The organism is Flavobacterium sp. FlaQc-48, from assembly GCF_044007335.1.
In the GTDB taxonomy this organism is placed as follows: domain Bacteria; phylum Bacteroidota; class Bacteroidia; order Flavobacteriales; family Flavobacteriaceae; genus Flavobacterium.
The window spans coordinates 33,337-48,316 of record NZ_JBIPCR010000010.1 but is presented as its reverse complement, the minus strand read 5'-3'; the positions used below and the strand labels follow the sequence as shown (position 1 = coordinate 48,316).

Sequence of the window (14,980 nt, the reverse complement as noted above, 5' to 3'; positions counted from 1 at the left end):
ATAAAAACGAAATTATTTTACTTCCAGTAATTCATTTTTTGCACCAATTCCGTTTTCATTAAAAGCTTCAATTGTAAAATAATATTTTGTTCCTTTATCCAGGCCTCTAAAATCATACGAACCATCATCATAAACCATAATGGTATTGTAAAGTTTGTCAGGCTCAATCCCGTAATAAATATTGTAACCAATGGCATCCGTTTGTTTTTTCCATGAAATTATGGCGTTTCTCGAATCAGCTGCATTTCGGTCTACTTTAAATTCAGTAACCTGTTTTGGTTTTTCTGCCAGTCCGTTTCCAAAAACCCTGAAATCTGAAATTGCAAATAAACCTGAAGCATTGTGAACATTTTCCATTTTAATATAACGGGCTTTGATGGCTTTTGTTAATTCGACATAATCATGTGGAACATCTTTTGCATTTCTGGATTTATCGACTACTAGTTTCCAGTTTACAGCATCATCAGACATGTAGATTTTATATTGATAATAAATATCCATTGCTTTATTAAACTGTGTTGCTTTATGATCTGCATAATTAATTTGCAGTGCATTTATTTGCATTGACCTGCCTAAATCCAATTGTAACCACTCCCCGGCATTAGCTGTTTTGGCAGACCAGTAGGTTTGAATATTTTCATCGGTTAGATTATCAGCACCGTAACAAAATTTCTCGTATACTTTTTTGCTGCCATTATCCATTCTGTGCGTTTCGACTTCCATACATTCTTCTGCAGAGGAAACAGTCACAGGTTTTTTGTACGAAAGTAACATCCAGCCAGAAGAAGCGCCTTTTTCCTGATTGCGTTTTTTGGTTGGAAGCAGTATTGGAAAGTCGCCATAAGAAGTGATTGAATACATCACATCATCTTTGTCAAATCCGGCAGGAAACATGTCGATACGACGCTCAAAACGGTCTTTGATAGATATTTTACACGTTCCGGTGTTCCAGTAATTGCCATAATTATCGGCAAAAGTATTTCCGTGTCCGGCACCAATTACAAATCCGCCCGGTTTATACGACATTGGGTTGTGCTTTTGGTATGTAAAAGGCCCTAACGGACTATTTCCTACATGAACTCCATTGGCATAGCCTTTAAATTCTGTTGCTGGCGCTCCGTATTGCATATAATATTTGCCATTATGTTTGGTCATCCAGGCTCCTTCTATGAAATTTCCCCATGGTGCAGGTTCCATATCGTTATTAGGCCCAAAACGCTCCCAGCCGTGGGCTGAAGGATCTAAACCCACTACTTCTTTTATTTGTCCATACGGACGCTGAATATCTTCGACTTCGGTTGCTTTGTATAATTGTGCATAATCAGCCTGATTCCCTTTTGGAAGCCAGGTTTTATAATCTACTTCTACACCAACAAGAGGTAATTTTCCGCTTGAACCGTAGTACATATATACTTTTTTATCGTCATCCTGAAAAATAGCAGGATCCCATGTTGGCAACATGGCTTTATCAACATGTCTCAGCCATTGCCCTGATTTTGGATCGGCAGTTTTCCAGATCGGATGATCTCTTTTCCAGGTTGACCCTACATAAAACAAAGTATCATTTACGACCCAGGCCGCTGGTGCACATTGGTCATCATCTGCCGGTTTTCTTTGAAAACTGCCGTATACAAATTTCCAATCCGACATGTCTTTACTCCAAAAGTATCCTGCCTGATTGGTTGCAAATAAATAATATTCGCCTTTGTATGTTATAATTACCGGATCTGCACTCGACCTCCTGGATTCAGGAATACCGTTATGATTTTCAGTCGTATAATTGTATCCTATATTTACCGGATTACAATAAGTAGTTGCTTTTTTATTGGGATCAAACCATTCCGTTTTACCCGGAATAGTTGTTTTTTGTGCCCATGTAGCGTTGCAAATAAACAAGAGCAACAAAAGCGGTAGTGATAGTATTTTAGACATTTTTTCCATTTTTATTTCTTGTTTTTTATTCTTTGATTCAATAATTCGGGTTCATTCGTCGTGATGTAGTCAAACTTATTTTTAATAATCCAGTCCATAATCTCAGCATCATTAACAGTCCAGACATTCAGTGTGATATGATTGTCTTTGGCTTCTTTTATCCATTCCGGATGTTTTTGAAAAACCGAGTAGTGAAAATCGACACCTGTAATACGATCTGATTTTATTTCTCCCGGAGCTTTATTTCCTTCGAGATACTGCAAAGAAGTTAGAGCATCTACTTGTCGAATTTGTTTTAATATTTCATAGTCAAAACTAATGTAAGAGGTCATTTTTTCAGCTTTAAGTTTTTTGATTGTTTCAACAGTTTTTAAAGCCGTTTCTTTTCCTCTTTCTTTGCTTATTTCAGAAGGTTTTATTTCACAGACCAAAAGCGTCTTTTTATTATTTTTCACCCCTTCTGTGATATACTCGTGTAAAGTGGGCAGCTTTTCCCCATTAGAAAGTTTAAACTTTATTAAGTCGGCATAATTGGTTTCTTCGATCAGCAATTTGTTGTAATGCGCATCATGATTGATTATAAGGGAATCATCGGCTGTTCTCCAAACGTCAAATTCTGAACCTGTTAGTTTTAAGTCAATGGCATGTCTTAAAGAAGCAATAGAGTTTTCCGTAAGATTGTTTTTTTTCCATGCTCCGCGATGCGCCACTATACCATTTTTTGGGGCATTACAAGATGAAAAACCAACTAATAAACCTATCAAAAGAAATGTTGTATAGGGTTTCATTATATTCATTAGATAGAAATTAAAATTCATATTTTTTTTAAGTTTAACCGCTATTGGCCTGCTCTTAAATTGTAAATAATTACTGTCTTTTACCAGAGTAGAAAGCTAAAAAAAGCCCTTCGCTAACTAACTACGAAGGGCAATCAATAATCAATAAACCAACTATTTAGTTAACTCGAAACTAACTTTCTTATCGGCATTTGAATTTCCACCAATGAAAATATCAAACTGTCCAGGTTCTGCTACAAATTGTAAGTCAGAATTATAAAATTTTAAATCTTCAACTGTGATATCAAAAGTCACGGTTTGTTTTTCCCCTTTTTTAAGGGTTATTTTTTGGAAATTTTTAAGCTCTCTAACTGGTCTTGTTACTGAACCTACTAAATCTCTGATGTATAACTGAACGGTTTCTTTTCCGTCATAATTTCCAGTGTTAGCTACGTCAACTGTTACTTTTAATTTTCCGTTTGAATTCATTTTATCAGATGAAATTTTCAGGTTTGAATACTCGAAAGTGGTATAACTTAAACCGAAACCAAATGGAAATAACGGCTCGTTTCTTTCGTCGATATAGTTTGATCTGAATTTCTCGAATTTACCTTCTGTGTTAGAAAGTGGTCTTCCTGTATTTTTATGTGCATAGTAAATTGGCAATTGACCAACGCTTCTTGGAAAAGTAGATGTTAATTTCCCTGAAGGGTTTACATCTCCAAATAATACATCTGCAATGGCATAACCTGCTTCGCTACCTGCAAACCAAACATTCAAAATAGCCGGAACAGTTTCGTTTTCTTCTTTTATCACTAACGGACGACCATCAAATAAAACTAAAACAACCGGTTTTCCTGTTTTTAATAAAGCATTCAATAAATCTTTTTGTGCTTGTGGAATTTCTAAGTTGGTACGGCTGCTTGATTCTCCGCTCATTTCAGCAGATTCTCCAAGTGCGGCTACAATTACATCTGACTGATTGGCAACTTTTAAGGCTTCTGCCAATAACTCTTCTTTTGAACGGGCATCACGGTGTAATGTTTTACCAAACATGGTAGCATTAGTTTCAAAAGTTTCATCGTAATCTAAGTTACTTCCTTTGGCATATAATACTTTCGTTGAAGCTCCTGCAACTTCTTTAATTCCAGCTAAAAGTGAAATGGCATTTTCCATTTTTGTAGCAACACTCCAGGTTCCCGGCATGTTTTCTTTAGCATCAGCCAATGGCCCGATAAGAGCGATTGTTCCTGATTTTTTAAGTGGCAATACCTGATTTTGATTTTTTAATAAAACCAATGATTGTGCAGAGATTGATCTTGCTTCTTTTCTGCTGCCTGCCGTAAAAATTTCAGTTTTAGCTCTGTTGGCATCGCAATATTTATAAGGATCACTAAACAATCCTAAATCGTATTTTGCTTCTAAAATTAATTTAACAGCATTATCGATTGTTTCGATCGTTACTTTTTTCTCGTCTAAAGATTTTTTCAAAGTTCCTAAAAAACCTTCTCCAACCATATCCATTTCAACGCCTGCATTAAGCGATAAAGCAGAAACGGCTTGTAAATCTCCCATTCCGTGTTCGATCATTTCAGGGATTCCGGTAAAGTCTGTTACAACAAAACCTTTAAAACCCCATTGCTTTCTTAAAACATCGGTCATTAACCATTTGTTTCCTGTTGCAGGAATACCGTCAATTTCGTTGAAAGATGCCATTACAGAACCTACTCCGGCATCAACAGCTGCTTTGTAAGGCGGGAAATAATCGTTGAACATTCTGATATGACTCATGTCAACGGTGTTGTAATCACGACCTGCTTCCGGTGCACCGTATAAAGCGAAGTGTTTTACACATGCCATGATCGAATTGTTTTTAGAAAGATCATGTTGTTGGTATCCGTTTACCATTGCTTTTGCAATTTGGCTTCCTAAGTACGGATCTTCTCCTGAACCTTCAGAAACTCTTCCCCAACGCGGATCACGGGAAACATCTACCATTGGAGAAAATGTCCAGTTGATACCATCTGCACTCGCTTCCTGAGCTGCGATTTGTGCACTTCTTTCGATTAGCCCCATATCCCAGGTACAAGATAATCCTAACGGAATTGGAAATGTAGTTTCGTAACCGTGAATAACGTCCATTCCAAAAATCAACGGAATTTTTAAACGGCTTTTTTCAACAGCAATTTTTTGTACTTCCCTAATTTTTTGAACAGATTTAATATTGAATAAACCTCCAACTTTACCTTCAGCAATTTTTTTAGCCACATCAGAACTGTTTGCCTGTCCTGTAGTAATATCTCCAGAAGTTGGTAAATTAAGCTGCCCTAATTTTTCGTCTAATGTCATTTTTGACAATAGTTCTGCTACAAACTCTGATTTTGGTTTAATTTTTACTGTATTCTTAGTGTTCTTTTTCTGGGCATAACCCAAAACAGCACATCCTAAAAAGAGTAAGACTAATTTGTTTTTCATGTGTATTTAATATTTGTATTTTTAATGGAACATGAAATCGCTGTTCTTCATTCTTTTTATGATTTGGAATCATTGCGATTTCATTCTATCTCTACTTATTTGTTCGTATTCGTTTTGATTTGTTTAAACATCCAGTCGTATATTTCAGGATTGTCGTAAACTCTTGTCCAGCTATCGTGGCCTGCATCGTCAAAAATGGTTAACTGCACATCTTTGGCATTGCATTTTTTTAACTCTTTGTAAATGGTAATGGCATAATCTACTTTTACCACATCATCTAATAAGCCATGAAAAATTCTGGTTGGAATATTGGCAATTTTACAGGCACTTTCTAATTCAATCAGATCCACAAAACCTGAAACAGGTACCAGGGCCGCAAATTTATCCGGATAGGAAAGTGCTAAATTCCAAGCTGCCCAGCCTCCGGAACTTAATCCTGTAACATATATCCGGTTAGCATCTATTTTATTCTCTCTCTGAATTTTTAAAATCAGTTCATAAATAGATTCAATACTCCAATTTTCATCTTCTTTACATTGAGGCACCAGAACATAAGCGTCTAATGCGTGTGTTTTTAAATATTTTAAAGGGCCGTGAATTTTTACTTTTTCAAGGTCTGTCCCTTTTTCTCCGTCACCTGAAATAAAAACTATTAATGGCTTTTTCTCTTTTGTATTCGCTGGTTTGTGTAAGGCATAACCCAATTCAAAATTGGTCATTACAACCGTTTTTATTTTTCCAGTGGTTTCACTTTGCGCAAAACTTAATACAGAAAATAAGAGCGCTATTAATGTTAGTTTTTGCTTCATGTTAAATTCCATATTTTCCTGACTTGAAACCAAGTTTTATCAAACCTTGTTTTACTTCAGGGGCATTCATGAATAATTTCCATAACAATCCGGTACGATAGTTTTCCAGCATAACGACCTCCGGTCCCTGATCAATAGCCAAATAACGTTTTGCAACCCAGTTATTTCCTAAACTAAGGGCATCATAAAAACCAGCCTCTCCCCAGGTTTCTTTTTTATGGTTTTCGTATAGATTGCGTATTACGGCCATTGATTCTTTTGGCGTATAGACAATTGAACTTATAGCAGCTGTTGGCGAAATAACTCCCTGATCATTACTTGGCATGTGAGCATTATATCCTATTGAACCGTCAGGATTTCTGGAATATGATGCTGTTAACCCCCAATAATCGGCACCGTAACCTTTAACCTTCTGAGGATTTTCGACACAGTATTCATAATTAATTTTGGTCTGGTTTACATTCAGGTTCCAATAGTTTGCGTATTTGTCTGTAAGTTGATTTGGATCAAGCCCCACATAAGAATAATGTGCCCAAAATAAAGGCCCGCCAAATTCTTCTGCTCCATTATGCTTTAAAATAAGCGGAATATTGTATTTTGTTTTTGAAGAAACGATTCCGCCACTTCTCGCCCAGCCTTCATGATAAACTTTTGGGTCAATTGTATGGGTTGGTGAAGAAGCTGCCATAACGTAAGTAATTAAACATTCATTATATCCTTCTAACGGAAAGTTCATTTGCCAGTCATAATTTGGCGACCAGTGCCAGTACAATACATTTTTATTATTAGTATACCACTGCCAGTCTACTCCTTTCCAAAGTGCATCGTATTTGTGGGCTACGGCTTTTTCTGTTTCAGAACCATCTTTTAGATATTCACGAACTGTAATCATCCCTGCAACCAAAAATGAGGTTTCGACTAAATCTCCTCCATTATCCTTGGTTCCAAAAGGTTTTACTTTTCCTGTATTTCCGTCGATCCAATGGGACCATGCTCCGTGAAAACGATCTGCTTTGCCTAAAAAGTCAGCAATTTTATTTAATCTTTCAACTCCTTGTTGTTTGGTAATATATCCCTGGGATATTCCGGAAACAATCGCCATTAATCCAAAACCGGAACCTCCGGTTGTGACAATATGCGGATCATTTTCAGGGTAATTCCCATCAGGATGGTAACGCTCTCTGGCTAATCCTGAATTTGGCTCAGCATAATCCCAGAAATATTTAAAAGTCTGTTTTTGAACTGTTGCCAAAAGTTGCTCATCTGATAATTTAACTTCAGTTGATGCATTTTCTTTTTGCTTGTCTACATTCGTAGTGCTACAGCTAAAAAAAGTAAGTGATAAAAGTATAAGTGAAAATCGGACCATTTTCATTTTTTTATGATTGTGTAATAAAAAATCACTTCCTTCTTTTTGAAGGAAGTGATTTTAGAATTATAAATTAATATCCAGGGTTTTGTTGTGACATACCGTTGGCTTGTATAATGAATGTTGCCGGAATCGGGAACAATTCATTTTTACCTTCTGTAAAGGTTCTTCCGTTAGGGAAAAATTCATTTTTATCAGCTGCAAAAGCGGCTTTAGCTTGTCCTGTTCTAACTAAATCAAAGAATCTGTCAAATTCAAAAGCTAACTCTACTCTTCTTTCTTTCCAGATTGCAGTTCTAACTGCTGCCTGAGAAGTTGCCGGAGTATCTCCTAAACCTGCTCTGTGTCTGATTTCATTTAATAAAGGAATCGCCGCAGAAGTTTGATTTAATTCGTTTAAAGCTTCCGCTTTCATCAACAATACTTCACCATATCTTAAATATTTGATGTTTGCATCTGTTTCCCATGCATCTGTAAATGATGAAGAATAGGCTTTGAAATTATACATGGCATTTTCTACTGTAGCCGGAACTACTCTTCCATCGTATAAAGTTGAGTTTCTGAAAATAATAGTAGCATCTTTTCTAACATCACCTGCTTCATAAGCATTTAGCAAACTTTCTGACGGAGTATTGAATCCCCATCCCCATCCACCGGCACCACGGGCACCCTGAACGTTAGAATATCCTGAAATTCCTTTAGTTGGTACTGCACCATGTCCGTTAATTTCGAACATAGATTCGATATCATTTTCACCTTCTAATCTAAACATTTTAGCATAGCTTGGGTTTAATGCATACCCTGTAATTAAATTACAGTTATCCACTACTTGTTGCCATTTCTTTTGGTATAAACTTACTTTAGCCAACAAAGCATAAGCAGCACCTTTTGAAGCTCTCTCTTTTTCATCTGCTGAATAGGCAGATTTTAATGGTAATACAGCAATTGCATCAGCTAAATCTTTCTCGATAAAAGCATATACTTCAGCAACCGGTTTACGGGTCAGCAACATTTTTTTATCTTCCTCAGAAGTTGGATTTTGCAAACGATCTACAATAGGAACGCCACCGTAGCATTTTACCAAAGTAAAATACATGAAAGCTCTCAGGAATTTAGCTTCTCCCATTAATCTCTGTCTTAAAGCAGGGTCAGCTTTGTCTAATTTTGGAATAATTGTTAAGGCTTGATTACATCTGTTAATACCGTCGTATTGAGCAACAAAGGTGCTCTCTGCAGATGGATTTGATGAATTATAGCTTAGTGCATCCAAAACATCTTTATCTGTTCCTCCATCTCCGGGAGATGATCCTTTATCAGCATCATCAGAAGTAATACTTGCTAATCCTATCCAGCCAAATGAACTCATATCCCAATCAAGGAACTTACTGTAAATGGCAGTTACAAAGGTTTTTGCTCCACTGTCACTATTATACAGTTCAACATCTGTTGTTGGTATAGCCTGCGTTGGGTTAACATCCAGGAAGTCTTCCTGACAAGCTGTGAAAAACAATGCTGACAATGCAAACATTGATATATATATCTTTTTCATAATATTAAAATTTTAAATTAGCACCAATAACGAAAGATCTTAAAGTAGGATAAGCATCAAGCTCGATTCCTTGAGTTCCGTATGGGTCACCATTCCCATTAAGTTCTGGAGAATAACCTGAGAATTTTTGAGTAATAAATGGATTAATCGCATTTACGTAAATTCTGCAATACTCAATAAAACCATTTGTAAGAGGAAGTTTATATCCTAAAGTAATGTTATTGATTCTAAAGAAATCACCTGATTCTAAATAGTATGTAGAAGCAACTGGTACTTCATTAAATGGTTTTGGGTTTGATGCATTTGGATTAGCCGCAGTCCAGTAATCATTAGTTAAAGAAGCTTCAACATTTTCACCTGTAAAACGTTGTGCTTTTTTACCGTTATAAACTTTAGCACCACCTGTACCATATCCGTCTACAGAGAAATCAATGTTTTTATAGTTTAATCCTAATGATACACCATAATTATTTTTTGGCAAAATTGAACCAACATATTTTTTATCTTTCGTAGCATCCAAAGCACCCTGAACTACTTTTTCTCCAGCTGCATTGTAGTACAACATTTTTCCATTTGCAGGATCTACTCCAGCATATTCATATACATAAAAGCTACCTAATGGCTGACCAACAGAAGTTTTGTTAAGCATTTTGGTATCCTGGCCATTTCCTAAATTTCCTCCAATTACCGGTGAAATATCAAAATCTTTTAAAGCAGAAAGCTTGTTTGTATTTTGAGAAAAGTTTCCACCAACCCAGTAACTTAAGTTATCTGAAATTTTATCATCCCAACGTAAAGAAAGTTCATAACCTTTGTTTGATACTTCACCAACATGTGCAGGAGATGCTATTGTAAGCCCTGAAGACATATAAGGTTTTGTATTTAAAATTACGTTACTTGTATTTTTATCGTAATAATCAACCGATCCTTTTAATCTGCTGTTTAATAATTCGAAATCAAGACCTACAGAAGCTTCTTCTGTAATTTCCCAAGATAAACTTGGATCAATTTGCGAATTAATTGTAGTTCCGGGATACAAAATTGAACCTCCTAAATATCCGTCTAATCCAGAAGCATAAGCCTGACTGTTTAAAGGAACATTTTGGTTCCCTAATTTACCCCAGCTACCTCTTAATTTAATTAAATCAACACCTTTTATATTTGATAAGAAATTTTCTTTTGTCATAATCCAGCCTAAACCAAAAGATGGAAAAGTTCCCCAACGGTAATCTTTAGCAAAATTTGAAGATCCGTCACGTCTAATAGTTCCTGTTACTAAATATCGGTCCATTAATTTATATTGGAAACGACCAAAATAAGAGGCTAATCTGCTTTCGTTATATCTTACATCGTATAAACTTGTAATATCACCTACATATTCTACTCCATGAGCATCTTTAGCATTGTATAGAGACCAGTAATTAGAATTTGTACTTACATTTTTTCTTGCAATAGACAATGTTTCTCTTGGGCCTTTTACAGAAGCTTCCATACCTGCAGTCAACTCAAGATCGTGAATACCTCCAAAAACTTTATTATAAGTAAAATAGTTAGATAAGTTCCAGTTAAAATACTGCTCTCTGCCTCTTGTTAGTAAATTTACAGGATCACTTGCGTGAGTAGATACGTAGTCAGCAGCTGTTGTATTTGGGTTAGCTGCCATCCAGATACCTTGTTTATCTTCATAATTATATTGTTTCCAGGAATAATACTCTCCATTAAATTGCGAAGTAAATTTAAGTCCCTTAATAATCTCGTAATCTAATTTTAGACCACCCTGAAGTGTAACACTTCTTTGTTGTTCATTATAGAAATCTAACTGCGCTACCGGGTTCCCAACATTGTTAAATGCTGAACCAATTTGATTAGCTACACCACTTGCATTAACACGTGATACACCATACTGTCCGTCAGAAAAACGTACAGGAACCAAAGGAGATTGTTTGTAAGCATTAGTGAAAGCTCCTAAAGGTTTTGGTGCTGAATTAGCCGAAGTAAAACTTAAGTTTTGAGTTAAGGTTACTTTTTTAGAAATTTTAAATTCATTGTTGTTTCTAAATGTAGTACGGCCATAATTTAAACCATTTAAAATAGCCTGCTCTTCGTAGTTTCCTGCACTGAAAAAATATTTAATATTTTCTGAAGCTCCGGAAATCGAGATGTTGTTCTGAGTATAAGAACCTGTTCTTGTAATTTCATCCAGCCAGTTTGTGTTAACCGGTTGGTTGGCAGCAAATGTATTGGTACCTAAAGCTGCATTAGAATATGCTGCATATTGGCTTGAATCTGCCATTTTAACCTTTTTAAGAGGATTTCTGAAACCCGCAAAACTTTCAATTTCTACAGATACTTTATCACCTTTACCTTTTTTAGTAGTAATAATGATAACTCCGTTAGCCGCTCTTGTACCATAAATTGCTAAAGATGAAGCATCTTTAAGAATTTCATAAGAAGTAATATCATTTGTATTGATATTATTAATATTCTCTGTTGGCATACCGTCAACAATATACAAAGGAGACCTTCCTCCCAATGCAGTACCCAAACCTCTAATTACTACTGAAGGCGTACTTCCCGGCAGATCAGATGAAATAACCTGAACACCAGCTGCTTTACCCTGAATAGCCTGCGATGCGTTTAAGACTTTTGTTTTGGTAACATCTTCTGCTTTTAATGAAGTAATTGCTGAAGTATTGTCAATTTTCTTTCTGGTACCGTAACCAATAACAACTACTTCTTTTAAAGCAGTATCTCCTGCTTCTTTTAATGTAATAGTCATCGGCGCCGTTGTAGCTGCTATAGAAACAGCATCAAAACCCAACATTGAGATCTTTAATATCTCACCCTCTTTGGCATTAATTGTAAAATTTCCGTCGAAATCAGCATCAGTAGAAGTTCTGGAATTTGAAGCAGCAATAACTGCTCCCGGAATTCCCATTCCACTACTGTCTACTACTTTTCCTTTAATTGCCTGACCAGACATGTAAGCTGGCAATAGCAAAAGTGCTAAAAAGCTAAAAATAAAATTTTTCATACAGTTTGTAATCGTTTAAGTTAGTAGAGCCAAATTAAACAATTACAACGTTGTAGTACATCAAATACCACTACTACATAGCTACATCATTATGTTAAAAAATGAACATATAACAATGATTATCAAGACTCTAAATCTTAATTTTATTTTGTTAACAAAACGTTATGATGTAGTAATGATGTATTGGAATTATATAAAAAAACGTATATAAAAATATAAGATCTTTAAAAATCAAATACAAATCTTACACAGTTAATAAAAATTTTGAGAGATTTTCATCCTGTGTGAGGTTTAATTTCTTTCTTAAGCGATATCTGTGCAATTCTACACCTCTAAAAGAGATATTCATCATAGGAGCAATTTCCTTTGAAGAAAGGTTCATTTTAAGGTAAACACACAGTTTTATATCCTTTGGAGTAAGGTTTGGAAACTTTTTAGAAAGATTAATAATAAACTCATTGTGAATTTGATTTAAATTGGTTTCAAAAATTTCCCACTCGTGTTTATTGACTTCATTTATTTTAATTGCTTTCCTGATCTCACTTTTAAGCTTATTAAAATCTTTTTCAGAATTTAAAATATTCTGAATGTTGTCGATCATTTCGCTTTGCTTGGCAATCGATAATGATTTTCCGGCCACTTCTGATGATTTGGTTTGCAATTCAAGTTCCAGAATGTGTTTTTCATATTCCTGAACATTCAATTCATTCTCCGCTTTTAATTCCATTTCCAGAATTTCACGCTGGTGTTTTAGTTCTTCTGCCTGTAATTTCAATTTTTGGATATAACGTAGTTTGTTCCACTTGTAATAAAAGAACAGCACCGCTCCTATTATTAATAGATAAAGAAGGATCATCCAAAATGAAAAATACCAGGGTTGCGCGACTCTAAAATCAAAACTCGAAACCTTGTCGTAATTAGCACCATCATGCTTAAAAATCACTACCGAGTGTGAACCGCTGCTTAAGTTGTTTAAAACTATTGCACCATTTGAGATCGGAATATAATTTTTACCTTTATTAATCTGATAAAATAAATTTGGTTTACTGGCGCCATAAATTCCGGAGATAACATTTATTCTAAGTTCTGTATTGTGTTTTATTTTTTCATCATTCGCTAATAATTCGTCATTATTATGTGCTTCAACCCTAACCCCTTTATTTTGCTTATTTTGATATTCCAGCTGAAGTGAAATAAAACCATCATCCAGATTCATTAAATAATGGTTCTGGCTTCTGAAAATTCTTAAATTTTCATTAATCAATTTTCCTTTATAATATTTCTCCTGAATTATATTCCACACAAATTTATTATCGTGTGCATATATATGATACAATATTCCTTCCTGCAGTACTATAAAATGATCCTGATCGATAGCTACCACATCAGAGATATTTTTAAAATTGGTATTAAAAAGTTCGTTTTCTTCTAATTTATTTGAAATAGCATTAAATGTATACCAGACATTATTAATCAGAAAAAGTATTTCGTCCCTAAACTCGAAAATCTTAACACCAAAATCATTTTTTATTTTACTTTGCTGCGTAATATTTTCTATTTTTTTGGTTTTGTAGTGATCATCAAACTGAACCCTGTATAAACCACGATAATTATCTGCTGCCCAAATTTCATTCTTTTTATTCTGGGCGACATATTTTATAGGTTTCGAAAGGTCATTGATCATTTTATTGGCTGTCAATTGCGAAACATCATCATAAACTAAAATTCCGCTGTAGGTTGATTGAAAATAAGTATCATTAATCATACTTTTTGACAAGTTCCAGCCCCCGCTTATATTATTGATTTTAGACAATACCCCATTTTCATAACAAAAGGTTCCATCGTTATGACCAATAATATATTTGTTGCCAATTTTTGTAATATTCCAGCCCTGACCTTGTGTATTGGACAACATTTTGAAATTTCCGGAGTTAAACTCAAAAATACCGTGATTTGAAGCTATTAAATATCCTTTATTTGTTGTGGCAACAGAATAAACAGATCCTAAAATTCCGGAGTTATCATAAAAAAATGAAATTGGCGAATTTATTTCGACATGGGCAATTCCGTTATCCAGGCCAAGCCATAAATCTTCTTCTTTATCAAAACCAATACATAAAACCGAATTGTTCATCAAAACATTATTACGGTCGATATTTTTATAAGTCTGGTTGTTGAAATCATAAATATAAACCCCTTTATTTCCGGTGCCAACAACTAACTTATTATTTTTAATAAATTTGGCAACATTAATCCCGTTTGCCTTTAATGTTTCGTTTAGCGGATTCTTCCACGGAATTAAACCTCCATTCTCAGCAATAAAAACCCCTTTTTTTTGTGTAAATATATACGTCTTGCCTTTGTATTTTTCAATAGCATGAACAACCGTATTTTTAAGAATGTCCCAGCCTTTCGGATTTGAAATTTTAGAACCGTTCATCCTGAAAAGCCCTTTGTTAACAGACGCCACATAGAGACTGCTATCAACAACAAAACAATACGATATTAAGAAAGGAAATTTGATTTTTTTAATATGTTTGCCATCATATATAAAAACATCATTAAAAGACTGAAAATAAAGAGAACCATTAAACCTGAAAATTTTCCAGATTTCCTCATTATCTTTTTCATCAAACAGCCTAAGATTCCTGGTAATGGAAACATACTTCATTTTACCCTTTTCCCTAAACCAGTAACCAAACTCTTTATATGAACCTGAGTAAATGCGATCTCCTTCGATTAAAATAGAACGAATGATGGTTTTATTAGGCAGGGAATATTTCTCCCATACAACGCCATCGTAACGTAATAAATAATGGTTATTAGCAAAATACATGGCTTTATCATTACCCTGGGCTACATTCCAGATTTGATTGTCGCCCTGGTAATCTGATTTATTATAGTTTTCAACGAAAGGAAGTAATTCTTGTGCCTGAATTTGTAAAGCGATGAAAAAGAAGAAAAATAATTTAAAAAGTTTCGATTTCAAAATATGTGGATTTATAGTCAAAGATACTGACAATTATTTAATCTTAA

8 protein-coding genes are annotated in these 14,980 nt (G+C 34.8%); all 8 read right to left on the bottom strand.

Features of this window, described 5'->3' with window-relative positions:
* Positions 1 to 12 precede the first annotated feature (12 nt).
* Positions 13 to 1,932, bottom strand: coding sequence for a discoidin domain-containing protein (locus ACHRWY_RS16160; RefSeq protein WP_395356058.1), 1,920 nt, complete (start codon positions 1,930 to 1,932; stop codon positions 13 to 15).
* Positions 1,933 to 1,943: 11 nt separating this feature from the next.
* Complete coding sequence (locus tag ACHRWY_RS16155) at positions 1,944 to 2,729, bottom strand: glycerophosphodiester phosphodiesterase family protein (protein WP_395356056.1); 786 nt, start codon at positions 2,727 to 2,729, stop codon at positions 1,944 to 1,946.
* A 153-nt stretch (positions 2,730 to 2,882) separates the two neighbouring features.
* Positions 2,883 to 5,183: a beta-glucosidase BglX gene (gene bglX / locus ACHRWY_RS16150; protein WP_395356054.1), complete on the bottom strand. Its 2,301-nt coding sequence runs from the start codon at positions 5,181 to 5,183 to the stop codon at positions 2,883 to 2,885.
* A gap of 95 nt (positions 5,184 to 5,278) precedes the next feature.
* Positions 5,279 to 5,992: a prolyl oligopeptidase family serine peptidase gene (locus ACHRWY_RS16145; protein ID WP_395356052.1), complete on the bottom strand. Its 714-nt coding sequence runs from the start codon at positions 5,990 to 5,992 to the stop codon at positions 5,279 to 5,281.
* 1 nt (position 5,993) lies between these two features.
* A complete protein-coding gene (locus ACHRWY_RS16140) occupies positions 5,994 to 7,361 on the bottom strand; it encodes a glucoamylase family protein (protein ID WP_395356257.1) in 1,368 nt (455 codons plus the stop codon).
* Positions 7,362 to 7,434: 73 nt separating this feature from the next.
* Entirely contained in the window at positions 7,435 to 8,910 is a 1,476-nt protein-coding gene (locus ACHRWY_RS16135; RefSeq protein ID WP_395356050.1) for a RagB/SusD family nutrient uptake outer membrane protein, read from the bottom strand.
* A 4-nt stretch (positions 8,911 to 8,914) separates the two neighbouring features.
* Positions 8,915 to 11,944 (bottom strand): SusC/RagA family TonB-linked outer membrane protein, encoded by a 3,030-nt coding sequence (locus tag ACHRWY_RS16130; RefSeq protein WP_395356048.1) that lies wholly within the window; start codon positions 11,942 to 11,944, stop codon positions 8,915 to 8,917.
* A 244-nt stretch (positions 11,945 to 12,188) separates the two neighbouring features.
* Entirely contained in the window at positions 12,189 to 14,933 is a 2,745-nt protein-coding gene (locus ACHRWY_RS16125) for a LuxR C-terminal-related transcriptional regulator (protein ID WP_395356047.1), read from the bottom strand.
* Positions 14,934 to 14,980: the final 47 nt, after the last annotated feature.

Bases quoted from the DNA above. Each gene is read 5' to 3' on its own strand.
- ACHRWY_RS16140 (WP_395356257.1), bottom strand. From the start codon at position 7,361: ATGGTCCGATTTTCACTTATACTTTTATCACTTACTTTTTTTAGCTGT.
- ACHRWY_RS16130 (WP_395356048.1), bottom strand. From the start codon at position 11,944: ATGAAAAATTTTATTTTTAGCTTTTTAGCACTTTTGCTATTGCCAGCT.
- ACHRWY_RS16160 (WP_395356058.1), bottom strand. From the start codon at position 1,932: ATGTCTAAAATACTATCACTACCGCTTTTGTTGCTCTTGTTTATTTGC.
- bglX (WP_395356054.1), bottom strand. From the start codon at position 5,183: ATGAAAAACAAATTAGTCTTACTCTTTTTAGGATGTGCTGTTTTGGGT.
- ACHRWY_RS16135 (WP_395356050.1), bottom strand. From the start codon at position 8,910: ATGAAAAAGATATATATATCAATGTTTGCATTGTCAGCATTGTTTTTC.
- ACHRWY_RS16145 (WP_395356052.1), bottom strand. From the start codon at position 5,992: ATGAAGCAAAAACTAACATTAATAGCGCTCTTATTTTCTGTATTAAGT.
- ACHRWY_RS16155 (WP_395356056.1), bottom strand. From the start codon at position 2,729: ATGAATATAATGAAACCCTATACAACATTTCTTTTGATAGGTTTATTA.